This window comes from Agrobacterium leguminum (assembly GCF_005144435.2).
Lineage (GTDB): Bacteria > Pseudomonadota > Alphaproteobacteria > Rhizobiales > Rhizobiaceae > Agrobacterium > Agrobacterium leguminum.
In genome coordinates this window covers 1,041,422-1,067,192 of sequence record NZ_CP120211.1, presented here as the reverse complement: position 1 = coordinate 1,067,192, position 25,771 = coordinate 1,041,422, and the positions used below count along the sequence as shown (strand labels likewise).

Annotated in this window: 27 protein-coding genes; 10 read left to right on the top strand and 17 right to left on the bottom strand. The window is 59.9% G+C overall.

Annotated elements, in window-relative coordinates; translation table 11 throughout:
* Window positions 1-34: 34 nt before the first annotated feature.
* The 7 genes from CFBP4996_RS05265 to CFBP4996_RS05235 form a co-directional block, all read right to left on the bottom strand.
* A complete protein-coding gene (locus CFBP4996_RS05265; protein WP_003521405.1) occupies window positions 35-868 on the bottom strand; it encodes a phosphatidate cytidylyltransferase in 834 nt (277 codons plus the stop codon).
* Window positions 868-1,611, bottom strand: coding sequence for an isoprenyl transferase (locus tag CFBP4996_RS05260; RefSeq protein ID WP_080852148.1), 744 nt, complete (start codon window positions 1,609-1,611; stop codon window positions 868-870). Before CFBP4996_RS05260 ends, CFBP4996_RS05265 begins: the two co-directional genes overlap by 1 nt.
* Before the next feature lie 65 nt (window positions 1,612-1,676).
* The gene (gene frr / locus CFBP4996_RS05255) at window positions 1,677-2,234 is read right to left on the bottom strand and encodes a ribosome recycling factor (protein WP_003521407.1); all 558 of its coding nucleotides are present in this window, start codon (window positions 2,232-2,234) and stop codon (window positions 1,677-1,679) included.
* Between the two features lie 63 nt (window positions 2,235-2,297).
* Window positions 2,298-3,020 carry a UMP kinase gene (pyrH, locus tag CFBP4996_RS05250; protein ID WP_003502561.1) on the bottom strand — a complete coding sequence of 241 codons (723 nt, stop codon included), beginning with the start codon at window positions 3,018-3,020 and terminating at the stop codon, window positions 2,298-2,300.
* 97 nt (window positions 3,021-3,117) lie between these two features.
* Window positions 3,118-4,044 carry a translation elongation factor Ts gene (gene tsf / locus CFBP4996_RS05245; RefSeq protein WP_003521408.1) on the bottom strand — a complete coding sequence of 309 codons (927 nt, stop codon included), beginning with the start codon at window positions 4,042-4,044 and terminating at the stop codon, window positions 3,118-3,120.
* Window positions 4,045-4,402: 358 nt separating this feature from the next.
* Entirely contained in the window at window positions 4,403-5,170 is a 768-nt protein-coding gene (gene rpsB / locus CFBP4996_RS05240) for a 30S ribosomal protein S2 (RefSeq protein ID WP_003496241.1), read from the bottom strand.
* Window positions 5,171-5,362: 192 nt separating this feature from the next.
* On the bottom strand, window positions 5,363-6,205 hold the full coding sequence (locus CFBP4996_RS05235; protein ID WP_065653928.1) for a cell envelope integrity EipB family protein: 843 nt from the start codon (window positions 6,203-6,205) through the stop codon (window positions 5,363-5,365).
* A 116-nt stretch (window positions 6,206-6,321) separates the two neighbouring features.
* Here CFBP4996_RS05235 and CFBP4996_RS05230 point away from each other — a divergent pair, with 116 nt between their 5' ends.
* Genes CFBP4996_RS05230 through CFBP4996_RS05215 form a run of 4 tightly spaced genes read left to right on the top strand, consistent with a single transcriptional unit; the run spans window position 6,322 to window position 9,173 of the window.
* Window positions 6,322-6,792 (top strand): RidA family protein, encoded by a 471-nt coding sequence (locus CFBP4996_RS05230; RefSeq protein ID WP_003521410.1) that lies wholly within the window; start codon window positions 6,322-6,324, stop codon window positions 6,790-6,792.
* Window positions 6,789-7,529: a glycerophosphodiester phosphodiesterase gene (locus CFBP4996_RS05225; protein ID WP_162935879.1), complete on the top strand. Its 741-nt coding sequence runs from the start codon at window positions 6,789-6,791 to the stop codon at window positions 7,527-7,529. Before CFBP4996_RS05230 ends, CFBP4996_RS05225 begins: the two co-directional genes overlap by 4 nt.
* Window positions 7,526-8,719 (top strand): GNAT family N-acetyltransferase, encoded by a 1,194-nt coding sequence (locus tag CFBP4996_RS05220; RefSeq protein ID WP_080852149.1) that lies wholly within the window; start codon window positions 7,526-7,528, stop codon window positions 8,717-8,719. The genes CFBP4996_RS05225 and CFBP4996_RS05220 overlap by 4 nt, the downstream gene beginning before the upstream one ends.
* Before the next feature lie 22 nt (window positions 8,720-8,741).
* Window positions 8,742-9,173, top strand: a complete 432-nt coding sequence (locus tag CFBP4996_RS05215; protein WP_080852150.1) for an HIT family protein — start codon at window positions 8,742-8,744, stop codon at window positions 9,171-9,173.
* Between the two features lie 176 nt (window positions 9,174-9,349).
* On the opposite strand, the gene CFBP4996_RS05210 is transcribed toward CFBP4996_RS05215, so the two are convergent.
* Complete coding sequence (locus CFBP4996_RS05210) at window positions 9,350-10,201, bottom strand: urea carboxylase-associated family protein (protein ID WP_080852152.1); 852 nt, start codon at window positions 10,199-10,201, stop codon at window positions 9,350-9,352.
* A 110-nt stretch (window positions 10,202-10,311) separates the two neighbouring features.
* Here CFBP4996_RS05210 and CFBP4996_RS05205 point away from each other — a divergent pair, with 110 nt between their 5' ends.
* Window positions 10,312-11,175: a LysR substrate-binding domain-containing protein gene (locus CFBP4996_RS05205; protein ID WP_080852154.1), complete on the top strand. Its 864-nt coding sequence runs from the start codon at window positions 10,312-10,314 to the stop codon at window positions 11,173-11,175.
* 17 nt (window positions 11,176-11,192) lie between these two features.
* Here the strand turns inward: CFBP4996_RS05205 and CFBP4996_RS05200 are convergent, their stop codons facing one another.
* The 6 genes from CFBP4996_RS05200 to CFBP4996_RS05175 all read right to left on the bottom strand — a co-directional run bounded on the left by CFBP4996_RS05200 (window position 11,193) and on the right by CFBP4996_RS05175 (window position 18,665).
* The gene (locus CFBP4996_RS05200) at window positions 11,193-11,537 is read right to left on the bottom strand and encodes an AzlD domain-containing protein (RefSeq protein WP_162935880.1); all 345 of its coding nucleotides are present in this window, start codon (window positions 11,535-11,537) and stop codon (window positions 11,193-11,195) included.
* Window positions 11,534-12,292, bottom strand: coding sequence for an AzlC family ABC transporter permease (locus CFBP4996_RS05195; RefSeq protein ID WP_020810567.1), 759 nt, complete (start codon window positions 12,290-12,292; stop codon window positions 11,534-11,536). Before CFBP4996_RS05195 ends, CFBP4996_RS05200 begins: the two co-directional genes overlap by 4 nt.
* Before the next feature lie 170 nt (window positions 12,293-12,462).
* On the bottom strand, window positions 12,463-14,976 hold the full coding sequence (clpA, locus tag CFBP4996_RS05190; protein ID WP_003521419.1) for an ATP-dependent Clp protease ATP-binding subunit ClpA: 2,514 nt from the start codon (window positions 14,974-14,976) through the stop codon (window positions 12,463-12,465).
* Between the two features lie 10 nt (window positions 14,977-14,986).
* Window positions 14,987-15,343, bottom strand: a complete 357-nt coding sequence (gene clpS / locus CFBP4996_RS05185) for an ATP-dependent Clp protease adapter ClpS (RefSeq protein ID WP_003521420.1) — start codon at window positions 15,341-15,343, stop codon at window positions 14,987-14,989.
* A gap of 283 nt (window positions 15,344-15,626) precedes the next feature.
* Window positions 15,627-18,212 carry a cell cycle histidine kinase CckA gene (gene cckA / locus CFBP4996_RS05180; RefSeq protein WP_080852156.1) on the bottom strand — a complete coding sequence of 862 codons (2,586 nt, stop codon included), beginning with the start codon at window positions 18,210-18,212 and terminating at the stop codon, window positions 15,627-15,629.
* Window positions 18,213-18,386: 174 nt separating this feature from the next.
* Window positions 18,387-18,665, bottom strand: coding sequence for a hypothetical protein (locus tag CFBP4996_RS05175; protein WP_080852157.1), 279 nt, complete (start codon window positions 18,663-18,665; stop codon window positions 18,387-18,389).
* Between the two features lie 235 nt (window positions 18,666-18,900).
* Here CFBP4996_RS05175 and CFBP4996_RS05170 point away from each other — a divergent pair, with 235 nt between their 5' ends.
* The gene (locus CFBP4996_RS05170) at window positions 18,901-20,151 is read left to right on the top strand and encodes a flagellar biosynthetic protein FliO (protein ID WP_162935881.1); all 1,251 of its coding nucleotides are present in this window, start codon (window positions 18,901-18,903) and stop codon (window positions 20,149-20,151) included.
* Between the two features lie 109 nt (window positions 20,152-20,260).
* On the opposite strand, the gene dksA is transcribed toward CFBP4996_RS05170, so the two are convergent.
* Complete coding sequence (dksA, locus tag CFBP4996_RS05165; RefSeq protein ID WP_003496274.1) at window positions 20,261-20,680, bottom strand: RNA polymerase-binding protein DksA; 420 nt, start codon at window positions 20,678-20,680, stop codon at window positions 20,261-20,263.
* Between the two features lie 302 nt (window positions 20,681-20,982).
* Here dksA and CFBP4996_RS05160 point away from each other — a divergent pair, with 302 nt between their 5' ends.
* The 4 genes from CFBP4996_RS05160 to CFBP4996_RS05145 all read left to right on the top strand — a co-directional run bounded on the left by CFBP4996_RS05160 (window position 20,983) and on the right by CFBP4996_RS05145 (window position 24,833).
* Window positions 20,983-21,459, top strand: coding sequence for a SixA phosphatase family protein (locus CFBP4996_RS05160; RefSeq protein WP_059753198.1), 477 nt, complete (start codon window positions 20,983-20,985; stop codon window positions 21,457-21,459).
* A gap of 129 nt (window positions 21,460-21,588) precedes the next feature.
* Complete coding sequence (locus CFBP4996_RS05155) at window positions 21,589-23,067, top strand: YcjX family GTP-binding protein (RefSeq protein ID WP_080852159.1); 1,479 nt, start codon at window positions 21,589-21,591, stop codon at window positions 23,065-23,067.
* Window positions 23,064-24,143, top strand: a complete 1,080-nt coding sequence (locus tag CFBP4996_RS05150) for a YcjF family protein (RefSeq protein WP_080852160.1) — start codon at window positions 23,064-23,066, stop codon at window positions 24,141-24,143. Before CFBP4996_RS05155 ends, CFBP4996_RS05150 begins: the two co-directional genes overlap by 4 nt.
* 129 nt (window positions 24,144-24,272) lie before the next feature.
* Window positions 24,273-24,833 (top strand): hypothetical protein, encoded by a 561-nt coding sequence (locus CFBP4996_RS05145; RefSeq protein WP_003521427.1) that lies wholly within the window; start codon window positions 24,273-24,275, stop codon window positions 24,831-24,833.
* A gap of 14 nt (window positions 24,834-24,847) precedes the next feature.
* On the opposite strand, the gene folK is transcribed toward CFBP4996_RS05145, so the two are convergent.
* Together folK and folB are read right to left on the bottom strand one after the other, a co-directional pair.
* The gene (folK, locus tag CFBP4996_RS05140; RefSeq protein WP_170988575.1) at window positions 24,848-25,363 is read right to left on the bottom strand and encodes a 2-amino-4-hydroxy-6-hydroxymethyldihydropteridine diphosphokinase; all 516 of its coding nucleotides are present in this window, start codon (window positions 25,361-25,363) and stop codon (window positions 24,848-24,850) included.
* 4 nt (window positions 25,364-25,367) lie between these two features.
* On the bottom strand, window positions 25,368-25,733 hold the full coding sequence (gene folB / locus CFBP4996_RS05135; protein WP_003502532.1) for a dihydroneopterin aldolase: 366 nt from the start codon (window positions 25,731-25,733) through the stop codon (window positions 25,368-25,370).
* Window positions 25,734-25,771: the final 38 nt, after the last annotated feature.

Below are 25,771 nucleotides of genomic sequence, written 5' to 3'. Positions count from 1 at the left end.
AATCTGCCCTTTGTGTCGTGACCTTTCGCGCCGCTCAGAAACCCGGCAACAGACCGCCGCCCGATCCGGGCACGTCGCCGGTTGCCGCCGCATGCACGAAAGCAATGAGGAATACCGTAAAGCAGGCGAAAACAAGACCGTCGACACGGTCCATGAAGCCGCCATGGCCCGGAATGAGATGACTGGAATCCTTGACCTGGAAGCGCCGCTTCACGAAGGATTCGAAGAGATCGCCGATCTGGCTGAACACCGAGAGGATAAGGGCGAGCCCCAGCACCAGCACGCTGATCCTGCCGTGATAGGCCATGGACACCGCACCGCCGCCGATCACGGCCGCTACCGCCCCGCCGATCGCGCCGGACCAGGTCTTGCCGGGCGAGATCGAAGGCGCAAGCTTCGGCCCGCCAATGGCGCGTCCCACGAAATAGGCGAGAATATCCGTCGACCAGACGACGGCGAAGATAAACAGGATGGACACGAAGCCGGTCAGCTCGTCACCACGGATGGCCGCCAGCGATATGCCGCTCAGGCCCGCATAAAAAATGCCGCCTACCAGCCACCAGTTCCTGCCGCGCAAAATTGGAAACAGCGCCGCCGTCAGCGTAAAGCCGGATAAGAGCGGCAGATCGAGCGAGGATTCGCCGAAAATCGTATTGCCGGCGATGACGGCGACCGCGAACCAGCCCCAGGCATTGCCGGTCGAATTGGTCTCCGACAGCCGGGTAATCGTCGACCATTCATAATAGATGAGGATCGCCAGAAGGCCCGCGACGATGCGGAACAGAATGCCGCCATACCAGGTCGCGGCCAGAATGACCGCCGCCATGACGATTGCGGACACGATCCGCAGTCTGAGTTCACGGCTCATCAGGCGCCTGCCACGGCAACCTGCTCGGTGAGTGCACCGAAGCGGCGGTCACGCGTTGCATATTGCTCGATTGCGGAGAAGAATCGCTGGCGGTCGAAGTCCGGCCAATATTCGGGAACGAACAGGAACTCGGAATAAGCGGCCTGCCAGAGCAGGAAGTTCGACAGGCGCTCTTCGCCGCTGGTGCGGATGATGAGATCCGGATCTGGCATCCCCGACGTGTCGAGTCTGGCCGAAATCATCTCCGGCGTAATGGATTCGGCATTAAGCCGACCTTCGGCGACATCGCGCGCAATCGCCGCTGTCGCACGCGCGATCTCGTCGCGGCTTCCGTAGTTGAAGGCGATCACCAGCGTCAGCTTGGTATTGTCCGCCGTCATCTGCTCCGCCTCTTCGAGGAGAGAACGTATGTCGTGCTTCAGCCCCTGCCGGTCGCCGATGATCCGCACGCGGACATTTTCGCGGTGCAGTTCCGCAAGATCACGCCGGATGAAGGCTTTCAAAAGCCCCATCAGATCGCTCACCTCGGATTCGGGTCTGCGCCAGTTTTCCGACGAGAAGGCAAAGAGCGTGAGATAGCGTATTCCGCAATCGCCGGCCGCGCGCACGGTCTCGCGCACGGCCTCCACACCGCGGCGATGCCCCATCACGCGCGGAAGACCGCGCTGCTTTGCCCAGCGTCCATTGCCATCCATGATGATGGCGACGTGCTCGGGTATGGAGGAACGTGTCGTCGTCGGCATATCGATCCAGTAACAGGGCAGCGCGGAATTAAAACGAATAAAATACAGGTCTATCGCGAACGATATCAGACCTGCATGATTTCCTTTTCCTTCTCGGCAAGCAAGCGGTCAATTTCCGAAATCGTGTCATCGGTCATTTTCTGAACCTTTTCCGACTGTCCACGGCTTTCGTCCTGACCGATGTCACCGTCCTTTTCGGCTTTTTTCAGACCATCCATGCCATCGCGACGCACATGGCGAATCGCCACCTTGGACTTTTCGGCATAATCATGGGCGACCTTGACGAGCGATTTGCGGCGCTCCTCGTTGAGTTCAGGCAGCGGGATACGCAGGTTCTGGCCGTCGACGATGGGGTTGAGGCCGAGATTGGATTCGCGGATCGCACGGTCGACGGCGTTGACCATCGACTTGTCCCAGATGTTGACGCCGAGCATGCGCGGCTCCGGAACGGTGATGTTTGCGACCTGATTGAGCGGCACGCGCGAGCCGTAGGCCTCAATGGTCACCGGATCGAGAATATTGGCCGAAGCGCGGCCGGTGCGAAGCGATGCGATATCGCTCTTGAATGCATTGATGGCGCCGTCCATACGGCGCTTGATATCGTTGAGGTCAACACCACTCATCTTGATACTCCATCTTGTCGGCCAAGCCGGCCGTAATCGCCTCTTGAGGCGGCATCGTTTTGATTATTTGTCGTGCACGATGGTCTTGCGGCCGCCGCCGGTCAATATCTGCGCGAAACCGCCCTTTTCATGGATCGAGAAAACAATGATCGGGATGTGGTTTTCGCGGGCAAGTGCGACAGCTGCGATATCCATGACCGCCAGGCCCTTGCCGAGCACCTCGCTATGGGTCAGCTCGTCGAAACGGGTCGCCGTCGGGTCCTTCTTCGGGTCGGCGGAATAGATGCCATCCACCTGCGTGCCCTTGAAGATCGCTTCGGCGCCCATTTCCGCAGCGCGCAATGCTGCGGCAGAATCAGTGGTGAAGAATGGGTTGCCCGTGCCGCCAGCGAAAATCACCACACGCCCCTGCGCGAGATGATGGAGCGCTGCACGCTGCGAGAAGCTCTCACAGATTTCAGGCATGGCGATTGCGGAGAGAACGACGGTGTCGATGCTGAGCTTGCGCAGCGAGGTTGCGAGCGCCAGCGCGTTGATGACGGTCGCCAGCATGCCCATATGGTCGCCGGTAACACGGTCGCCGCCCTTGGAGGCCACGGCAACGCCACGGAAAATATTGCCGCCGCCGACGACAACGCCGACTTCGACGCCCATCGCCCTTGCCTCGGCGATATCGGAAGCGATGCGGTCAGCCACCGCCACATCGATACCGAAACCCTGATCGCCCATGAGGGCTTCGCCGGAAGCCTTGAGAAGAACGCGTTTGTAGATCGGCTTGGAAGACATCATGACTCCTCGGAAATGTAACCGAAACGCGGATACACGAAGGGCACCGCGTTGTCACGCGATGCCCTCCCGTTTTCCCAAGATTGGGTAAATATAATCAGCCCTTGGCGACGGCTGCGACTTCGGCTGCGAAATCGCTTTCTTCCTTCTCGACGCCATCGCCGAGCAGCAGGCGAACCATGCCCGTCACTTCGATGGAAGCGCCGGCTTCCTTTTCGGCTTCCTTGACGGCAGCGCCGACGGTCAGGTCCGGGTTGATGACGAAAGCCTGCGACAGAAGGGCGACTTCTTCGAAGAACTTGCGCATACGGCCATCGACCATCTTTTCGATGATGGCTTCCGGCTTGCCGGATTCGCGGGCCTGTTCGATGAAGACGTTGCGCTCGCGCTCGGCAACGGCGGCGTCGACTTCTTCAGCGCGGATGGCGAGCGGGTTGGTCGCAGCGATGTGCATGGCAACCTGACGGCCGATGGAGTTCAGAACGGCCTTGTCGCCTTCCGACTTCAGGGCAACGAGAACGCCGAGCTTGCCGATGCCGTCGCCGGCAGCGTTGTGGATGTAGGTCGCAACAACGCCGTGCGGAACTTCGAGCGCTGCCGAGCGGCGGAGCGTCATGTTTTCGCCGATGGTGGCAATCGCGTCCTTGATGCTGTCGGCAACGGACTTGCCGGTTGCCGGATAAGTGGCAGCGGAAACAGCGTCAACGGTGCCGTTGGTGGTGAGGGCAACCTGGGCGATACCGCGGATGAGGTCCTGGAACGCATCGTTACGGGCAACGAAGTCGGTTTCGGAGTTCAGCTCAACGACGACAGCCTTGTGACCCATGGTGGCAACGCCGACCAGACCTTCGGCAGCCGTGCGGCCGGACTTCTTGTCGGCCTTTGCGATGCCCTTGGCGCGCAGCCAGTCGATCGCCGCTTCCATGTCGCCATTGGTCTCAGCAAGAGCCTTCTTGCAGTCCATCATGCCTGCGCCAGACTTTTCGCGCAGTTCCTTCACCATTGCGGCTGTGATTTCGGTCATTGTTTGCCTCTTATCGGTTCGATCGGTCAGCCGGCGGAATTTGCCGTGCCGAAGTTCTGGGTGATGACTGTACCCGGCCGCACACCCTTTGAAACCGGAGAGGATTTCAGGAAAGGGGCATGCGCATTCCCAAGTGCTGCGGCGTCTCCATGCATCGAGATGATGGGTGCCGCTGAAGTATGACAGCGTTATGAAGACTGCCTTCCGTTTCAACCGCATCGGACGCCAGCGATTTCATAAAAACGTGGCGGAGCGCTTGAAACGAACAAGGCCGTCAACCCATTGAAGGTCTTTGACGGCCTTGTCATATCCTGGTCGAGGAGACGGCGACCGAGATCGCCGCCAGACAGGGCCTATATCAGGCGCCAGCCTCGTCTTCGAGAGCGGGCTCGATCGGAGCTTCTTCCGAAGCGCCGATGTCGCGGCCGGAAGCGCCCTGCTGACGGGCAATACCGTCGATGGCAGCGCGGGCGATCAGGTCGCAGTAAAGCGAGATGGCGCGCGAAGCATCGTCGTTACCCGGGATCGGGTAGTCGATGTGGTCCGGGTCGCAGTTGCTGTCGATGATCGCAACGACCGGAATGCCAAGACGCTTGGCTTCTTCGATCGCGATCTTTTCCTTGTTGGTGTCGATGATGAACATCAGGTCCGGAACGCCGCCCATATCGCGGATACCGCCGAGAGCCTTTTCAAGCTTTTCGCGTTCGCGCTCAAGGTTCAGGCGTTCCTTCTTGGAGTAGCCGGAAGCTTCCGAGTTCAGGATCTCGTCGACCTTGCGCAGGCGCTGGATCGAGTTGGAGATGGTCTTCCAGTTGGTCATCATGCCGCCGAGCCAGCGGGAGTTGACGTAGTACTGGGCCGAACGCTTTGCGCTGTCGGCGATGATTTCGGACGCCTGGCGCTTGGTGCCGACGAACAGAACGCGGCCGCCGCGAGCGACGGTGTCGGACACGACCTGAAGGGCGCGCGACAGCATCGGAACGGTCTGGGCCAGGTCGATGATGTGGATGTTGTTACGGTCGCCGAAGATGTACGGCTTCATCTTCGGGTTCCAGCGGTGCGTCTGGTGGCCGAAGTGAACACCAGCTTCCAGAAGCTGGCGCATAGAAAAATCGGGCAATGCCATGCCTTGTTACTCCTTTTCCGGTTTAACCCCCGCGAAGCGAACAGCACCGATTTTCATCGATACCACCGGGCGGAACGGACCGGATTTCTCCCGGAACATCCCAAGCTTCGCGTGTGGAATGGTGAGCCGCATACAGTCGCCCGCGTGAAAATGCAAGCATTTATGCGAAAAAACCGCAGAAACCGCCGCCTTTCAGCGGACAGGCTTGTTTTCGCAGGTTTCGGGCTTGAGAATATCAAGCTTCGTAAGCTTTCCCGTCAGAACGAAATCGCCGTAATCCATCGTCAGATCGCGGGTGATTCCGTTTTCGTAAAGCTTGAACGACATGCGGTAGATCGGCAACGCGTCCGTGCCGGTCTTGTCGTTGTAATAGGCGATGGTTACCGGCCAGAATGCCGCCTTGGCGAATTCGCCCGCCTTGCCGGCGTCGGCATCGCCATCCTTCGGCATCTGCGACTTGCCGACGAGGGTGGAGGTGATCAGGCTTTCATCGCCGTCATCAGAACCGTCGAATATCCGGGATTCGAAGATGCGCTTTCCCTGTTTCGCATGTTCAATGACCTGAAACATATGCTGCGTCGGGAATTCGCTGGCGACAAGGCTGACCTGGCGGGCATCCGGGCGGGTCAGATCGACCTTCACGCCATCGGTGCCGTCGGTCGCAGCGCCCTGCACTTCCTTGTCCAGCTTGTCGTCGGTGTAGGACTTGGTTTCGAAGGTGAATTTCTTGGCCGTGAGATCCTCGAAGGTCGTGGTCTGCTGGTCGGTCATGCGAACCGCGTCGCCGGTGTTGATCTGCGTCACGAAACGGAAATCCGTCTTGTAGCCCTGACAGGCCGAGCCGGTGAACTCATAGACCATGCGGCCCGTCATGCCCTCGATGCCGGATCGATCGGACGCATCCTTGAGTTCGAGATCGTAGACGGCGCGGTGGGCGACGAGATCGGGAACCGTGACGGGCAAGGCATTGGCAGCGTTTGACAGGCCGGTCATAAGCCCTGTTGCGGCAACGAAACCAAGCGTCCTGACAAACATGCAATATCTCCTGTTGGACTCACCGCTCATATTGTACAAGCAACCGCCCGGCTTTTGGATCAACATCTTCTGAATGCCGGATTCTTGAAGGATTTACAACAAAACCGGAGACGAAAATGTCGGACGTCATCGAAGGCCGCCTCAAGGAACTTGGCTTTACGCTCCCCGTAGCCGCAGCACCAGCCGCAAACTACGTTCCATTCACCATCAGCGGCAATCTGCTTTATGTATCGGGTCAACTGCCGATGGAATCGGGCAAGATTGCGGTGACGGGCCTCGTTGGTCGCGATGTCGACGTGCCAGGCGCCCAGCGCGCGGCCGAACTTTGCGCCGTCAACATTCTCGCACAGGTCAAGGCCGCTTTGAATGGCGATCTCTCGAAAATCCGCCGTGTCATCAAGCTGAATGGCTTTGTTGCGTCGGTTCCGGAGTTCGTCGAACAGCACCTCGTCATCAACGGTGCTTCCAATCTCATTGCCAATGTACTCGGTGAGCCGGGCAAACATGCCCGCGCCGCCGTCGGCATGGCCTGCCTGCCCTTCAATGCCGCCGTCGAAATCGACGCCATCGTGGAAATCGACGTATGACGCTGAAACTCTCCTGGCTGACGGCTCAGCCCGTCGCCCATCGCGGTTATCATGATCTCAATAAGGCGGTCTGGGAAAACACGCTTTCCGCCTTTTCCCGCGCCATCGAAGCCGGTTTCGCCATCGAATGCGACGTGCAGCTGGCCGCCGACAGTGTGCCGGTGATTTTTCACGACGACGACATGGCCCGCCTGACCGGCATCAAGGGCGATGTGCGCGAACGCACATCGGCCGAGCTGTCGCTTCTTGCCGTCGGCCAAACCGGGGACCGGGTCCCTACTCTCAAGCAGCTTCTCACGCTCTGCGCCGGCAAGGTGCCGCTGGTCATCGAGCTGAAAGGCCGCGCCGGTGAAGGCGTCGACGACGGTTTTGCCGAGGCGGTGCTGGAAGACCTCGAAGGCTATAAGGGCCACGTGGCGCTGATGAGCTTCGACCACCATCTGCTGAAAGATCTGAAGGCGGCCGGCTCGCCCTGGCCGCTGGGTCTGACGGCCGAAGGCGACAAGCCGGAAGACTTCTTCAAACATGACGAAGCGATGCAGATGGGGCTCGATTTTATCTCCTATCATTGGGGTCATCTGCCCAACAGCTTCATCGAGGCGCAAAGAAAACTTGGCCTTCCGGTGATTACCTGGACGGTCAGGGATGAAAATGCGCGCGAGACTACCTATAAATATGCGGACCAGATGACATTCGAAGGTTTCGACCCAAGAGAGAACCCGTCCGCCACGGCATGACAGAAGACTATTCCATCAGCATTGCGCAATCCTTCAGGGATATCGATCCGGAAAGCTGGAAACGGCTTTCCGGAACCTCGCGCAATACGTCAGGAAAAACATACAACCCCTTTATCTCCCATGATTTTTTATCATCCATGGAAGAATCGGGGTCGGCGACAGCCAAAACCGGCTGGCTCGGGCACCATCTGCTTCTCGAAAACGCCTCCGGTGCTCTCGTCGGCGCGGTGCCGGCCTATCTGAAGAACCACAGCAAGGGCGAGTACGTCTTTGACCACGGCTGGGCGGATGCTTTCGAACGGGCTGGCGGTCATTATTATCCGAAACTGCAATGCTCGATCCCTTTCACGCCGGCAACCGGACCACGGTTGCTCGTCTGCGAAAACGAGGACGAGACACGTTTCAAAGCGCTCCTGGCCTCCGGTCTCGCGCAGGTGACGGAAAAGATCGGCGTCTCCTCGGCACATGTCACATTTCTGGAAGAGAACGATCTCTCCGCCCTTCTGCCCCGCGATTTCCTGCACAGGACCGACCAGCAGTTCCACTTCATCAATGACGGTTATCGCGACCACGGTGATTTTCTCGACGCCCTTTCCTCGCGCAAGCGCAAGGGACTGAAGAAAGAGCGCCGTGCGGCGCTGGAAAACGGCATTGAGATCGACTGGCTGACCGGGAGCGACCTGACCGAGGATATCTGGGACCAGTTCTTCGCTTTCTACATGGATACCGGCGGCCGCAAATGGGGCCGGCCCTATCTGACGCGGGAATTTTATTCGCTGATCGGCGAGCGTATGGCCGATGATGTGCTGCTGGTGATGGCGAAACGCGAGGGGCGCTATATTGCCGGCGCGATCAATTTCATCGGCTCGGATGCGCTTTATGGCCGCCACTGGGGCTGCATCGAGGATCACCCCTTTCTGCATTTCGAAGTCTGTTATCATCAGGCGATCGATTTCGCCCTCTCCAGGGGATTAAAACGGGTGGAAGCGGGTGCGCAGGGCGAACACAAGCTGGCGCGTGGCTACATGCCCGTCACCACCCATTCGGCGCATTTCATCGTCCATCCGGGCCTGCGCCGCGCCATTGCCGATTATCTTCAGCGCGAGCGCGAGGAAGTCGAGCATATCGGCGATTATCTTGATGAACACACGCCCTTCCGCAAGGGCGAGAGACAGGAACCGGACGTATAGTCCGCCATGAGGAGAGATCACGATGACGGCCAGCGCCTATGACGACAACAATATCTTCGCAAAAATCCTGCGCGGCGAAATTCCGAGCCACAAGCTTTACGAAGACGAGCATACGCTTGCTTTCATGGATGTGATGCCGCAGGCCCCCGGCCATCTGCTCGTGGTTCCCAAGACCGGCTCCCGCAACCTGCTCGATGCCGACCCGGAAGTGCTGGCGAGGACCATTCCCGTCGTGCAGAAACTGGCCGTGGCGGCCAAGGAAGCCTTCGATGCCGATGGCGTCTTCATCGCGCAGTTCAACGAACCGGCGGCTGGCCAGACCGTTTTCCATCTGCATTTCCACGTCATTCCGCGCAAGGAAGGTGAGCCGCTGAAGCCGCATTCCGGCGTGATGGCCGACGGCGAGATATTGAAGGCCCACGCGGAGAAGATAAAGGCCGTGCTTGCTTCGTGATGGTTGCCCAGCAGGCGCGTGTCCTGCAAAGCGTAGCACATCCCCACGCCGTCACCCCGGACTTGGTCCGGGGTCCAGTGCGATCAAGTCTTTGATCGCGAGAGAGTCTTCTTACGGCGCAGACAGGCCGTGGCTGGATGCCGGATCCAGTCCGGCATAACGAAAATGGTGTTTTTTCACTCCACAGGCCGATAGGCATTCTTTTCCGGCCACGGCCAGCCTTCAAGCGCCACCATATCCGGCCGGAATATTTCCACCTTCAGCGGATAGCAGGCTGCCGTATCGCTCGAATGCGTGGCGCTGCAGTCACCGCCCGGGCAGGCGGAAAGCGCGCCGACAAGATCGATCTCCGCAAAAAGCTCCAGATAATCACCCGGCCGCACCGGGCTCGCCTTCATGAAATATTGGTGTGTGTCGCGGGTGAAACCCGTGCACATGAAGACGTTGAGGACGTCATGCACATGCGGCTCCGCCTGCCGGAATGACAGGCCCTTGGCGGAGGCCAGCGCATTGGTCAGATTGGAATGGCAGCAATGGTGGTAGTCGTCGCCGCTCAGGAGCTTGTTGGTATAGGGATCGCAGCGTGTGCCGATCACATCATGCACACTGCCGCCGTCTTCGTCGAAGCCATACCATGATAGCGTATCATGCGTGATCGTCGCCATCGGTCGCAGGGACGGCAGGTTGCTCCACAACCGGTTGCCGACCGAAACATGGGTGGCGTGCAGGGCGCGGGTCTTGCCGCTGAAAAACCGCTCGGTCAGATCATGGGCGTTCCAGAGGTTCAGGTCTCCGACCTGCGGACCTTCAACGCTTACGATGCGAAAGAAATGCCCCTTCGGCACATGAAAGGTGCGGCCGTCACGCGGTGGCACGATGACCTCATCGATCTTTTCCATGCTTCGTTTGGCTTCTTCCAGACGCGCGAGGTCTGGCATTTCAAGCGTCCCGTTCGGATAAACGACAACAGGACGGATGGCGCGGCGTTCAGCGGCGTCGACGGGTTCGGCGGCGGGCATGGCGGTCATGAAATCCTCGGGCAATCAAAATCTGGAAGCGAAATTGCGCCATGCTTGCTCGCCTGACAAGACGGGTTTTTCTTGCGCTCAGGCCAAGTCTTACTTACCCTTGAGACACCATGAAATTGCCGCCGCTCACCACCCTCCGCGCATTCGAAGCCGCAGCCAGAAGAACGAGTTTTTCTCTGGCTGCGCAGGAACTCGGCATGACGGCAACTGCCGTCAGCCAGCATGTGCGCAATCTGGAGGCCTGGCTTGGCGTTGCCCTGTTCGAGCGGCATGCGAGGGGTGTGAGGCTTACCCGGTCCGGAAAGGAATTCGGCACGACGGTTTCGGCCGCCCTACGGCAGATTGCCTCAGGTGCCGTCCGGATCCGTCAGGGCCATGACCGCATGACCGTTCGCCTTGCCAGCCTGCCCTCTGTCGTGGCGCATTTTCTGACGCCCCGCCTGCCCAGCTTTCGGGCGCTTTACCCCGATATACAGGTATCCATCAGCTATTCCGGCGCGCATCACGCAATACCGGCAGATCTCACCATAGGACATGGCATCGCCTCCGGGGAAAATGCGGTTGCGCTTTTCAGCGCGGAGACGCGGCCGACATGCGCGCCGGGCTATGCCGCTAAATTCGGTCCTTTCGACAATGTTGACAGCCTGTTACGAGCGGAATTGCTGCATGACGACACCGAGGCGGCCTGGCAGAACTGGTTCGCAGCCGGGGGAATATCCCTGCCCGATAACGCCGGTCCGGTTTTCGCGGATTTCAATCTGCTCGTGACCGCTCTCAAAGCCGGTCAAGGCATCGGCCTCTGCCCGACGGCGCTTCTTCACGACGAGATTGCCGAAGGTCGACTGACCGTGCTCTTCGACCGGGCGGCCGATACGGAGAAATATTACTGGCTGACGGAAGCCGAAGAGATGACCGCACCGGCTAGACTTCTTGCGGATTGGCTTGTTGCGGAAGCCCAAGAGAGCGGTCTCTGAGGTCGAATATACCAGTCTCAGAAACCGAACGCGAATAACCCACCCGCCAGAAGCAGGATCGGCACCGCCACGCCGACGATGACCCGCTGACCTGCCATCAGAAAAGCGATGAAACCGAGCGCGGCAGCGCCGATGCGCAGCCACAGGGGGGATGCTTCCAGCGTTCCGGTTGGAAAGACGATCAGCTTGGCGGTGACGGCCATGACGAGTGCGGTGGCGACTGCCCTTACCCAGTGCAGCGCTTCGGAATCCTCCTTCAGGCGGTTACCGGCGAGAACGCCGAGCCAGCGCCAGAGATCGGTCGCCAGCCAGCCGGCAATCGCGATGAAGAGATAGGGCGCCCACCAATGTTCGGTCATCATGGTTCGCTCTCCGGTGAAACGGGTTTTATCCGGCGACGGAACACGAGGCGGTCGATCAGATAGGCCGCCGTGCCCCCGCCTATCCCGGCATAAAGAATATCGAATTCCGGTGCGATGACCGCGAAGGCAGGCCCGGCGATGACGCCGATGACGAAGGCGACCTTGACGACGGAATGACGGGCCGAAGCCCAGATCGATGCCACGAAATAGACCGGCGTGAGAAAAAACAGCACACCGGCGACAAGCGGCGGAAAGGCGGCGACAACGCCGTAACACAGGCCGACGATGATGGCGTTGACCACGGTGAGCGTCATGCCGAAACCGGCGAACCAGGCGGCGCGGGCTTCACGCGGCACCCTGGAAAGATTCTGTGTGGCAAAGACCCAGGCGGTGATTGCGACGAAATGCGAGAGAAACAGCAAAATCCATGTCGGGGTCTTCGCGCCGCGCATTTCCGGAACGATGGAGGCGACCATCGGCATCATCCGGACCGACGACAGCGTCACCGCCAGAAAGCAGGCGGCAAGATTAGCTCCGCCGACCATGGAGCCGATCAGGATCATCTTGGCCGGCAGGGCCCAGATCATCAGCGTCATGAACACGGCTTCACCGCGCGCGACACCGGATTCCAGCGCGAAGGCGCTGAAACCGACGAAAGATGTCATCAGAATGAGCGAGGGCAGCGAAAATATGCCCCGCATTCCCCTGAAAAACCAGCCGCTCAGGGGGATGGTATCGCTGTCGGCAGTCTGCATTGCTGACCCACTTGTGCATGTCACCCGAAACTGTGCCGCAGCTTCGGGGGAACGTCATGCATAAAACAAAAAATGAAACGCGCCGGAGGTATCAGGGAAAACGCGGCGCGCTTCATACATGAAAATGCCGGGCTTTCGCCCGGCATCGGTTTATCGGTCGAAGACCTTGATCATTTCTTCTTCGGCACTTTCGGCACCGCATTGGTCTTGCGCCGCGGCTTGCTGTCCTCGTCCGACTTGTCGGCCTCGGCAACAAGGACATCCGCCTCTTCATTGGCCTTCGCCGCCTTGGAAGCAGGTTTCGTCTTGGCCTTTGCCTTGCCGGGCGATTTGGCCGCCTTCAGTTCGGCCTCCGGCTGCGGCTTCACGGGTGCCGTCTCCGGCAGGACCTCGAGTATGAGACCTTCGGAGCCGTCATCCTTCTTGCCGACGGTGACGCTGACGACACCGCCCTTCTTGAGCTTGCCGAAGAGGATTTCGTTGGCGAGCGGCTTCTTGATGTTTTCCTGGATCACGCGCGACAGCGGACGAGCGCCCATCTTTTCGTCGTAACCCTTCTCCGCCAGCCAGGAGATCGCATCTTCATGCAGATCGAAGGTGACGTTGCGCTCAGACAGCTGGGTTTCCAGCTGCATGACGAACTTCTGCACGACCTTGTGGATAACGGCAGTCGGCAGCGGCGAGAACGGAATGATCGCATCCAGACGGTTGCGGAATTCCGGCGTGAACAGGCGGTTGATCGCCTCTTCGTCCTCGCCCGTGCGCCGCGAAGAACCGAAACCGATGGCGGATTTCGCCATTTCAGATGCGCCCGCATTGGTCGTCATGATGAGGATGACGTTGCGGAAGTCGATCTTCTTGCCGTTATGGTCGGTCAGCGAGCCATGGTCCATCACCTGCAACAGAATGTTGTAGATGTCGGGATGCGCCTTTTCGATTTCGTCCAGCAGCACCACGGAATGCGGGTGCTGGTCGACACCGTCGGTCAACAGGCCGCCCTGATCGAAGCCGACATAACCGGGAGGTGCGCCGAGCAGACGCGACACGGTATGCCGTTCCATATATTCCGACATGTCGAAGCGCAGCATCTCGACACCGAGCGAGGCGGCAAGCTGCTTGGCCACTTCCGTCTTGCCCACACCGGTCGGGCCAGAGAAGACATAGGAGCCGATCGGCTTGTTCGGTTCACGCAGGCCGGCGCGTGCCAGCTTGATGGCCGTGGCGAGCGCCTCGATGGCGATATCCTGACCGTAAACGACGGAACGCAGTTCCTTTTCGAGATTGGCGAGAACCATCTCGTCATCCTTGGAGACTGTCTTCGGGGGAATGCGCGCCATCGTCGCGATGGTTGCCTCGATTTCCCGCTCGGTGATCAGCTTGCGGCGCTTGGAGGCCGGCAGCAGCATCTGCGCCGCACCGGTCTCGTCGATCACATCGATCGCCTTGTCCGGCAGCTTACGGTCGGAAATGTAGCGGGCAGACAGTTCGACGGCAGCCTTGATCGCCTCGTTGGAATATCTGAGGTGATGATAATCCTCGAAGTAAGGCTTCAGCCCCTTCATGATCGCAATGGCGTCATCGATGGAAGGCTCGTTGACGTCGATCTTCTGGAAACGGCGCACGAGTGCACGGTCCTTTTCGAAGAACTGCCGATATTCCTTGTACGTGGTGGAACCGATGCAGCGGATCGCGCCCGACGACAGGGCCGGCTTCAGCAGGTTCGATGCATCCATCGCGCCACCGGAGGTCGCGCCCGCACCGATGACGGTATGGATTTCATCGATGAACAGAACCGCGCCCGGATATTCCTCAAGCTCCTTGACGACCTGCTTCAGCCGCTCTTCGAAATCGCCGCGATAGCGGGTCCCGGCCAGCAGCGTGCCCATGTCGAGCGAAAAGATGGTGTCATTGGCGAGCGCTTCCGGCACCTTGCCTTCGACGATGCGCTTGGCGAGACCTTCGGCAATCGCCGTCTTGCCCACGCCCGGATCGCCCACATAAAGCGGGTTGTTCTTGGAGCGGCGGCAGAGGATCTGGATCGTGCGGTTGACCTCGTCGTGGCGGCCGATCAGCGGATCGATCTTGCCGTTTTTCGCCTTTTCATTGAGGTTGATGCAATAGGCCTTCAGCGCATCCTGCTGCTTCTTGGCGGACGATCCGTCTTCCTCAGGATTGCTGCGGCTCGCCTTGTTTTCGCTTTCCGGTTCATCGGCACCGCGCGGCGTGCGCGTCTGCGACGTGCCGGGGCGCTTACCGATACCGTGGGAGATGTAGTTGACCGCGTCGTAACGGGTCATCTCCTGTTCCTGCAGGAAATAGGCGGCATGGCTTTCGCGCTCGGCGAAAATGGCCACAAGCACGTTCGCGCCGGTCACTTCCTCGCGGCCGGACGATTGAACATGGATGACGGCCCGCTGGATGACCCGCTGGAAGCCGGATGTGGGTTTGGAATCCTCGTCATAACCCGTGACGAGGTTCGTCAGTTCATTGTCGACGTAATCGCTGACAGTCTTGCGAAGCGCATCGAGATCGACATTGCAGGCGCCCATCACGGCGGCGGCATCCGCGTCGTCGATCAGCGCCAGAAGGAGATGTTCCAGCGTCGCATATTCGTGGTGACGCTCATTTGCAAAGGTCAGTGCCTGGTGCAGCGCCTTCTCGAGACTTGGGGAAAAAGTTGGCACGTTGCGATCCTCATTTCTTTTCCATGACGCATTGCAGCGGATGCTGGTGCTGTCGGGCGAAATCCATGACCTGGCTTACTTTCGTCTCTGCGACCTCATATGTAAACACCCCGCATTCGCCCACGCCGTGCTGGTGCACGTGCAGCATGATGCGGGTTGCCGCTTCGCGATCCTTCTGGAAAAAACGCTCCAGAATGTGGATGACGAATTCCATGGGAGTGTAGTCGTCATTCAGTAAAAGAACACGGTACAAATTCGGTCTTTTTGTTTTTGGCTTGACGCGGGTGATAACAGACGTTCCGCGGTTGGTGCCGCCGCCGTCTTCCCCTTCGCCCTCGCCCTGCATGTAGATCGGCCTAGCGATCATCTTTCATCATTCTCCAAACCGTTCTCAAACCGACAGTTCTTTGCCAGGAGGGAGAACTTCGCCTCTTCATATCTAGGTCGTTAAGACGCGATTTTAAGCCCCTTGCGAAACGGTGCAATCACTATTGCGTTTGCCAAGAGGCAAACCTCGGGAAAAGTGCGGATATGGGAGCAGCCAGGGCGCAGGAAGACACGGAACCGCAGTAGCGGCGTATTTTTCAGGCCGGATGCAAATGGATGCGACAGGTCGCGGCGCAGCCGAATCCGGTTCGCCGCCTCCGGCCTTATTCCTTGTCGTCAAGCATTTCGCGAACGGCGATGGCGAGCTGCTTGAGCGAGAAGGGTTTCGGCAGGAAGCCGAACTTGGCGTCCGCCGGCAGGTTCTTTGCGAAGGCATCCTCGGCATAACCGGACACGAAGATGAATTTCAGGTCCGGATAGGATTTGCGCAGTTCTCTCAGCAGCGACGGACCGTCCATTTCCGGCATCACGACGTCGGAAACGACGATGTCGACCTTGCCTTCCAGTTCCTCCATCACCTCAAGGGCTTCGGTGCCGGAGCCGGCCTCGTGCACGGTGTAGCCTCGGGTTTCCAGCATGCGCTTGCCGCCGCGCCGCACCGCTTCCTCGTCCTCCACCAGAAGCACGACGGCGGATTTACCGGTCAGGTCAAGCGGCTCTTCCTTCACCGGCTCGGCTGCGATGACCGGAGCAAGCGCCGCCTCTCCGGGCTGCCCGTTGCTCTGAACGGCCTCAACCACATGGCGCGGCAGATAAATGCGGAAGGCGGTGCCCTTGCCCACTTCCGATTCGGGATAGATATAACCGCCCGACTGCTTGACGATGCCATAGACCATCGACAGGCCAAGGCCGGTGCCCTTGCCGACTTCCTTGGTGGTGAAGAAGGGCTCGAAAATCTTGTCCATGATCTCCGGCGGAATGCCCGTGCCGTTATCGGCAACTTCCACCATCACCATGTCCTCGGCCGGGAATTCCGGACGGCCAAGCGCTGCGATTTCCTTCGCGTCGACGTTGCGCGTCCTGATGGTGATCTTGCCGCCGTCGGGCATGGCGTCGCGTGCATTGACGCAGAGATTGATGAGCACCTGCTCGAATTGCGACAGATCCGTCTTCACCGGCCACAGATCACGGCCGTAATCGACCTCCAGCTTGACATTGGTGCCAGAAATCAGCCTGTCCACCAGCATGCGCAGATCGCCGATCACATCCGTCAGGTTGAGGATGGCCGGACGCATGGTCTGCTTGCGCGAGAACGCCAGAAGCTGGCGCACCAGCACGGCCGCGCGGTTGGCGTTGCGCTTGATCTCCATGAGATCGGCGAAGCTCGGATCGGCAGGCCGCGCCTGTAGCAGAAGATGGTCGGACGACAGCAGGATGGCGGTCAACACGTTGTTGAAATCGTGGGCGATGCCGCCTGCGAGCGTGCCAACGGCATTCATCTTCTGTGTCTGCGCCATCTGTGTCTCGAGCGCCTTCTGCTCAGTCACCTCTATGGCGTAGACGATAGCCACCTCTTCCGGCGCTTCGTCGTCCTGATCGATGACGGCATTGACGTAGAAACGGAAATGCCTGCCCTCGTCGCTCGGGTGGCGGGAGTCGAAGGGTGCAATGTCACCCTGACGGTCTTTGGCCTCGGCCAGCGCCTGTTCGAGCCGCGGCTTCTCATTGTCGTGAATAACCGTCTCAAGCGCGACGCCGCGATCAATATCGTCACGACCGACAACGCCGGAGAACAATTTCAGGAAGGGCGCGTTGATCCGCAGGATGCGGCCTTCGCCGTCGAGCGAGGCAATCGCCATCGGCGTGTTGTTGAAAAAGCGGGTGAAACGCATGGCGGAGGAGGATTCCGTATCCTCCTGCCCCTTTGGGCGCATCAGGACGATGGTGCGGCTCTCGCCGGGCGCGCCATCTTTCGAGGTGACCTGATGCACGAGGCGGGCCGGCATGCTCTGGCCGTTCACCCGGCGCATGTCGAGATCGAGGATTTCAGTGCGCTTCGCCGTGCCCTGCGGGTGTACCGATTCGATCAGCGCCATGCCCTCGCCGGCGACGATATCGGAAACGGTCATCGAACCGGGCGAAAACTGCGCCAGATCGATGCCGAGCCATTCCGACAGGGTGGCGTTCAGATAAACGATCTCGCCGTTGCGCCCGGCGGAAAAGAAACCGGCCGGGGCGTGATCGAGGTAATCGATGGCATTCTGCAATTCGCGGAAGAAGCGCTCCTGGTCCTCGCGCTCCGGCGTGATATCGGCGATCTGGAAGACGTGCAGCCCCTCGCCGCCCGCATCCTTCAGCACCCGGCCCTTCAGCCTGTACCAGTGCGGGCCCGCGTTGGAATCCTCACCCAGCGGCTTCAGCAACCGGAACTCTTCGTAGCCGTCGCGGCCTTCGCGCAGCACGTTGATGAGCCGGTAAAGCGCTTCAGTCGATTCCCGGCTGCGCGACAGGAGCGTTTCGAGACTCTGGATATCGCTCGCCTTGGTGGTGCCGCTCATCCGGCAATAGGTGGCGTTGGCATAGACCATATGCCCCTTGGCGTCGGTGATCAGCGTGCCTTCGGGATGAGCCGAGAGGAATCGGCGGGCAAGCCCGTCGGATTGCGACTGCGGCATGACCTCGATGAAACCGATGATCGACGAGACCAGAAAGAAGATGCCCATCATGGCCAGCACGCCGAGAATGCCGAGCACGATTTCGTTTTCGAGCGAATCCTTGAAATAGACGAAGGCGGCAGCGGCAGCGATCAAAACCAGCGCCAGAAGCAGAATGCGCAAGACCGTGCCGGAACGGGCGCGCCTGTCCACCAGCGGAAGGTCGTTGTCGCTTGTCTCGCGCACCCGTGTCATCTTGGCCTCGCAGTCGTGCAGGTCGTCATTCGGTCAGCCCCATTTCCCTGACGGAATCGGGCAGTAAAATTTCTTGTAGCAACTCGCTTGACCGGCAAAAAGCTCCGCCAGGACACAAAGGCTTAAAAACGCACAGCGAAAACGGCCTGAAAGGTGTATAAAAGCCTTAAAAGACTACTGCCTTGTACAGGTCAGCTCCTTCACCTGACATTGAATGCGCGGCGCGGAACAGACGATCTTGCCGTCAGCGACGGTGCAAACCGAGCATCCGTCGGTGAAGTCGACACAGGAAGGATTGTCGCGCACGAATTCAGCCATGGTCGCTGCGTTATCCGGCACCTTGTCTTCGGCCCAGGCCATCGAATACGGAAACGCGAAAAACGGTGGCAACAGCAAAACAACACGCATCAAATGCCGTGCGAGGGAGCCGTTAATGCGCAATGACTGGGGCATTCGGGAACGCTCCTTCGGCAAAAGAATTGCAACTTTCACTGTCTTTCAGCATTGAAGGACGAGATATGGCGCTTTGGTGGCGTCGTTACGGTTGAGGCGGCAATCCTGTGGGGCGAAATGAATAAACCTTGTATCGCGCTCAAAAAAATCGTCTTTTCCTGCTTGACGTTCACTTTATAAGAACCACGGCAATATTAATTGCCCAAGAAACGAAAAAGCCAAAAAATCTGAAGGGATGATCTCCATGATGGAAGATTTTATCGGCGCTTATGGAAACCGTCTCATCGTCGCCGTCGTCGGTGTGGGTGTGGCCCTGCTTGTTCTGGCGATTGCGCTGTGGCTTCTGCGCAGGCGCAGCGGTTCTGCCCCTTTCATCCGGGGCGGGCGCAACCGGCAGCCGCGATTGCAGGTTCTCGATGCGACGGCCGTGGACGCACGCCGCCGTCTGGTGCTGGTGCGCCGTGACAATGTCGAGCATCTCGTCATGATCGGCGGTCCGACGGATATCGTCATCGAAAGCGGTATAGGCGCGATCCCCATTGTCAGGGACGTGCAGGAGCCGGAATTGAAGGCGCTGCCGCACCAGGAAAGCGAGCAGAAGAGAGCCGAGCCGGCGATCCAGCAGGAACGTCGCCCCGCCCTGCCGCAACAGCAGCCCGTTGCGGCTGCGGCTCCCGTTTCCGCGCCTGAAGAACCCGTGAAGCAAGCACAGCGGCCGGAGCCGCCGGCATCTGTGCCGTCGCCGCGTCCAGCACCCGTTGCGGCCGCCGCCGCACAGGTTCCGCCACGCCCATCAACCCCGCCGCAACCCGTACCCACGCCTTTAACGGCGCGCGAAACCGCGCCGCCGGCAAGACAGGCGGCACCCGAGCGGGAGACAGCGCGCGCCACGCCGCCGCCAATACCGGTTGCAACGGCTCCGGTCGCTGCCGTCTTGCCGATGGCGGCTGCATCGCTCGACGTGGCTGCGGCCCGAACGGAACCCAGGCGTGCCGAGCCCGTCGTGCCGGCTCCGGCACCGGTCGCACCGCCAATCCCTGCACAGGCGCCCGTCGAGGCAAAGGCGGAAGAACGGACTGCGGAGTTCGCCCCGCCGGTCTTTGCCGCGCGCGAGCCGGTGATCGATCAATCCATCGCCGCCGATTTTCTCGACGCTGCACGGGAGCGCGTCCTTCCCGACCTGAAGCCGGGACAGACAACGCCGCCCGCACCTTTCCCGCCCAAGCCTGAAAATCCGGCAGTGGCTTCCAACGACGCCGAGCCGAAATTTTCCGATGAACTCGCCAGCGATTTCGAAAGCTTCCTTGAGGCTGAGATCGCCAAGAGCAAGGAGGCGGATAATGAGCCGTCCATCGCTCCTGTCGCGGAAAAGCAGATCAAGCCGCAACCAGCTTCCCCGCCTGTCACCGGCGCTTCACCGGATGGAGACATGCAGAAGGAAATGGCGCGTATCTTCGGAGAGCTTTCCGTAACCCGCGACCGCTGACGGGCGCGGGTCTCCCGACCTGAACTTTGAAATAGAAAAAGGGCACGGAAGCGATTTCCGTGCCCTTATTATTTGTCATGCGATTTGCCGACCTCTCGGCCGCAGCGCCTTATTCGTCGCGATAGACTTTTTCGCGACGCTCGTGACGCTCCTGCGCCTCGATGGAAAGCGTTGCAATCGGGCGGGCGTCCAGACGCTTGAGGCCGATAGGCTCACCCGTTTCCTCACAGTAACCGTAAGTGCCGTCTTCGATCCGCTGAAGAGCTGCATCGATCTTTGAAATCAGCTTGCGCTGACGGTCGCGGGCGCGAAGTTCGATCGCCCGGTCCGTTTCGGAGGAAGCCCGATCGGCGAGATCGGGGTGGTTGGCGCTTTCTTCGGCGAGATGTCCGAGGGTCTCGCGCGCTTCTCTCAGGATGTCATTTTTCCAGGCGACCAGCTTCGCGCGGAAGTAAGCCCGCTGGCTGGCATTCATGAACTCATCGTCTTCCGAGAGCACATATTTGCTAAGATCGATCTTCTCACTCAACGCGATTCTCCTCGAAGAACATCTCAATGCGGCGGTGTATACTCCAATGATAGTGGCCGATTCAAGTCTGCAGATCAGTTTTCAGGCATTTTTAAAACTGACACAAAAATCATCTAAATGACTAATTTTTATCCTTTATTCGTATTGAAGCGAACTCTTCTTCAATCACTTCAACGCGACTTACCAACAGGAAAGAGGACTTGCGGTCCTGCAACCCTATCCTGTAGCATTCAACCCGTGCCCTGACATTCGAACGCCGGTCCCCGCCCTTGACAGCATCTTCCCCGAGCCGAGTTTATCTTCTGCGCCACGCCAAGGCCGCCTGGGCGGCGCCGGGAGAACGGGATTTCGACCGGGGATTGAACGAAGCCGGTTTTGCCGAGGCGGAGGTCATCGCCGACCTTGCCGCCGACCGGCATTACCGCCCCGATCTGCTTCTGTCATCCACGGCCGCGCGCTGCCGGCAGACCACGCAGGCTTGGCAGCGTGCCTTCAACGAGGGCATAGACATCTTCTACGTCGATGAGATGTATAATGCGCGCAGCGAAACCTATCTTTCCCTCATCGCCGCGCAGGCGCAGGCGCAATCGGTGATGCTGGTGGGCCACAACCCCACCATGGAGGCGACGCTGGAAGCGATGATCGGCGAGGATTTGCTGCATGCCGCCCTGCCCTCGGGCTTTCCGACATCGGGCCTTGCGGTTCTCGACCATGATGACAGCGCCGCAAACGGTAAAAATAGCTGGCGGCTGGTCGATTTTCTCGCGCCGGGCAAATAATCGCTGCGGCCCTTCGTAAGAATTTTGCAAAGCCGCCCTGCTGAAAATCCGCTGGAGCGCTTCTTTTTTGGGCAGCCATACCTTCCTATATTGCAGCCGTGACCGTTAAACACAGCCAGGAAACTGCCATTGCCGCCTTCTCTTACGTCCCTGACAGACAGCGCGCTTATCGCATTCGATAATCTGGCCGACCGTGCGAGCAACCTCACCCACCCGACATTGCGGCTTGGCGTTACCGGCCTTTCGCGGGCGGGCAAGACGGTTTTCATCTCTTCCCTCGTCCACAATCTCCTGAATGGCGGCCGGCTGCCGCTGTTCGAGGCCATGCGGTCCGGACGCGTCTCGAATGTGCGGCTGGAGCCGCAGCCGGATGACGCCATTCCCCGTTTTCAATATGAGGATCATATTCAGGCGCTGGTGCGCGACCGGCTGTGGCCGGATTCGACACGGGCGATCTCGGAACTCAGGATAACGCTGGATTATCAGAGCGCCAGCGGCTGGGGCCGATGGTTTTCGGCCGGCAAGCTTTCCATCGATATTGTCGATTATCCCGGCGAATGGCTGCTCGACCTGCCGCTTCTGTCGCAGGACTATAAACAGTTCAGCGACGCGACCGTCGCCCTTGCCGGAAGCGGCATCCGCGCCGAACTGGCGCAGGAATGGCTGGCGATCGCCTCTTCGCTCGATATCAACGCACCGGCCGACGAGATGACGGCCCGACGTTTGGCCGAAAGTTTCGCGGCCTATCTGAAAGCCTGCAAATCAGACGAAAGGTCGCTTTCCACTTTGCCGCCCGGCCGCTTCCTGATGCCCGGCGATCTGGAAGGATCGCCCGCGCTGACCTTCGCGCCACTTCCCGGCCTGACGGATGAGAAAGCGCCGAAAGGCTCGCTGCGTGCCATGATGGAACGGCGCTATGACGCCTACAAGTCGATTGTGGTCAAACCCTTCTTCCGTGAGCATTTCGCCCGTCTCGACCGGCAGATCGTTCTGATCGACACGCTGCAGGCGGTCAATCGCGGCCCTGAAGCCGTGCAGGATCTGGAGCGGGCGCTGGGCGACGTTCTCGCCTGTTTCCGCCCCGGCACCAACAGCCTGCTGTCGTCGCTGATCGGCCGGCGTATCGACAAGGTGCTGATCGCCGCCACCAAGGCCGATCACCTGCATCACGAAAGCCACGACCGGCTGGAGCGCCTGACCCGCCGTCTGGTGGACCGCGCTATCACCACCATCGGCATGAATGGCGCCGGCATCGAGGTCATGGCGCTCGCTTCCGTGCGCGCCACCAGAGAGGCGAGCGTGCGACAGGATGGCCACGAGCTGCCCGTTATCGTCGGCACGCCCATGGCCGGTGAAACCATCAATGGCGAGACTTTCGACGGCAATCGCAAGACGGCGATCTTTCCCGGCGATCTGCCTGAATATCCCGAGCCGCTTTTCCGCAGCATCGATAGGGATGGCGACAAGGCGTCGCTGCCGGACGTCAATGTCGTGCGCTTCCGCCCGCCGAATATCGATGAGCCGGGCAGCGGCGGCATCAGGCTTTCCGTTCCCCATATCAGGCTCGACCGCGCCATGCAGTTCCTGTTCGGAGACAAGCTCGCATGAAGCTTCCCACACGAAACGATCCGCAGGCGCGCCGTCCGGCCGCTTTCACGCTTGAAACCGAAGAGAGGGCACGACCGTCCGCCGCACAGAAACGCGCGCCGCGCAGCTTCGACGCCGAGATTTCGCTGACGCCCGACGAGGACGATCCGTTTCTGGCGCCTGAGGAGATCGATGCCGCCGCCTTGCCGGTGGCGTCTCCGAAGAAAAGCCGCTTCTCCTTCGGCAAGCTTGCGCTCGGCGCGCTTGGCGTCTTGTTCTCGCTCGCCTTCGGGCTGTGGGCGGATCAGCTCATCCGCAACCTGTTCTCCCGTTCCGACTGGCTGGGTTACACGGCCACTACCGCTCTTATTGTGGCGCTTTTCGCCGTTCTCGTTCTCGTCGGCCGGGAAGTCTTCGGCATCATGCGGCTTAACGCCGTGCAATCCTTGAAGGCCGATGCCGAGACGGCGAGCCTCGACAAGAGCCCGAAACCCGCACGCGCCATCGTCGCCCGCCTGAATGCCGTTCTCTCCCATCGGGCCGAAACGGCCAAGGGGCGTGCGGCGCTGAAGGAAACGGAAAACGATGTGATCGACGGCCCGCATCTGATCGAGCTTGCCGAGCGTGAGTTGCTCGTTCCGCTCGACCGGCAGGCCCGCGCCCTCATTCTCAATTCGTCCAAGCGCGTCTCCGTCGTCACCGCCGTCAGCCCGCGCGCGGTGGTCGATCTCGCTTATGTGCTGTTTGAAGTGACGCGGCTGGTGCGCGCCATGGCGGAGCTTTATGGCGGCCGTCCCGGTACGCTCGGCATGCTGAAGCTCCTGCGCGATGTCGTCGCCCATCTTGCCGTCACGGGCTCGATCGCCGTTGGCGACGGGCTCGCCCAGCAGGTTCTCGGCCACGGTCTTGCCTCGAAACTCTCGGCGCGACTCGGCGAAGGCGTCGTCAACGGCCTGATGACGGCGCGAATCGGCATTGCCGCGATGTATCTGTGCCGTCCGCTGCCGTTCAGGGCGGTGAAGCGGCCGGGGATCGGCGATTTCATGTCCGACCTCACACCCGATTTAAGCGGTGGAAAAACCGGTGAAAAAGCCTGATTGCTCCGGCTTGGGCGGTTCAAAAGGTTACGAACGACGCCGCAAATGAGAGCGAAATAAACCAAGCATTAACCATTCCGCCGGTAGATTGCAGCCTATCGAACAGGCATCTTCGCCGGGGAAAGTATCATGTATTCGCGCTTCTTTTCGCTTGTGGGCGGGCTTGCCGCCATATTGTCCGTCAGCGGCGGTTTCGGCATGTCTGACGTCCATGCGGCATCGCGCGATCGCGACGACGTGTTCTTCCGCTCCGTGGCCGGTGTCTGGAAAGGCCCGGGCGAAATCGTCGCCGGCAAATACAAGGGCACGAAGTTCACCTGCGATCTGACGGGCGAGCCGCTCGACGACAAGCAGACCGGCATCAAGCTCGGCGGCACCTGCCGCGTCGGCGTCTTCAGCCAGCCCATGTCCGCCGTCATCAGCCAGAAGGGCAACTCTTACGAGGGCAAATTCCTCGACGGCGCCGAAGGCAAGGGACTGGACATCACCTCCGGACAGGTCAGCGGCGACAAGGTCGTCGTCGGCATCAACCGCGCCAAGCTCAACGGTGCGATGGTCGCCCGCGTCTCGAACGACAATTCGATGAACATCACCATTTCGGTCAAGGTCGCCGACCAGATGATCCCGGTCATCGGCGTGACGCTGGCGCGCGATATCGACCAACTCGCCGTCGGTTCGATCAAGCCGTAAAAGCCATACTCTTCTCAGCCATCGCCAAGCGGGAGTGTCCACCACTCCCGTTTTTCGTTTGCGCTGACAATGCCCGTCTTGTCCGCCTGTTGAAGCCATTGCCGCACGGGCTTGCCTTTTACCTCAAGGTCGGGCGCGATATCGGCAAGCGGCATCAGCACGAAAGCGCGCTCCGTCATGCGCGGATGCGGCACTTCGATGCTTTCCGTAACGAGAGACTCATTCCCATAGGTCAGCACATCGATATCGATGGTGCGCGGACCCCAGCGTTCCGTGCGCACCCGCTTCATGCCCTTTTCGATGTCGAGGCATAATTGCAGCAGCGCAGGCGCTGAAAGCGAGGTTTCGACCAAGGCGCAGCAATTGAAGAAATCCGCCTGATCCGTCTTGCCCCAGGGCGGCGTGCGGTAAAGGTCGGACACGGCCAGCAGGCGGCAATCGTCACGCGCATCGAGTTCGCGCAGCGCCCTTGCCATGGCGGCGGCAGGATCGCCGATATTGCCGCCGAGCCCCAAAGCGGCGACGGTCATCTTTTCAGGCACGGTGTTCAACGCTCACCTGCGCATAATCGAGAATGCCGGGAACCGGCGCCGAAGGTTTGCGTACCGTGATCCTGAGCCAGACGATCTGCGGATAACGGGCGCGAAGCGCCTTGGCGATGTCGTTCGCCAGCGCCTCGATGAGATAGCGGCGCTGGCCGACAACGATTTTTTCGATGACGGCGAAAGCCACGCCATAATCGACGGTGTTTTCGATATCGTCGGTTTCCAGCGCATCACCCGCCTCGACTTCCATCTCGGCATCGACGAAAAAGCGCTGGCCCAGCACCTCCTCCTGCTCGAGAAGGCCATGACGGGCGAAAAAAGAACAGTTTTTCAGGATGATGGTATAGCGGCTCATCGCATCGCCTCCATGGCAGGACTGTTTCGCCCAAAAGC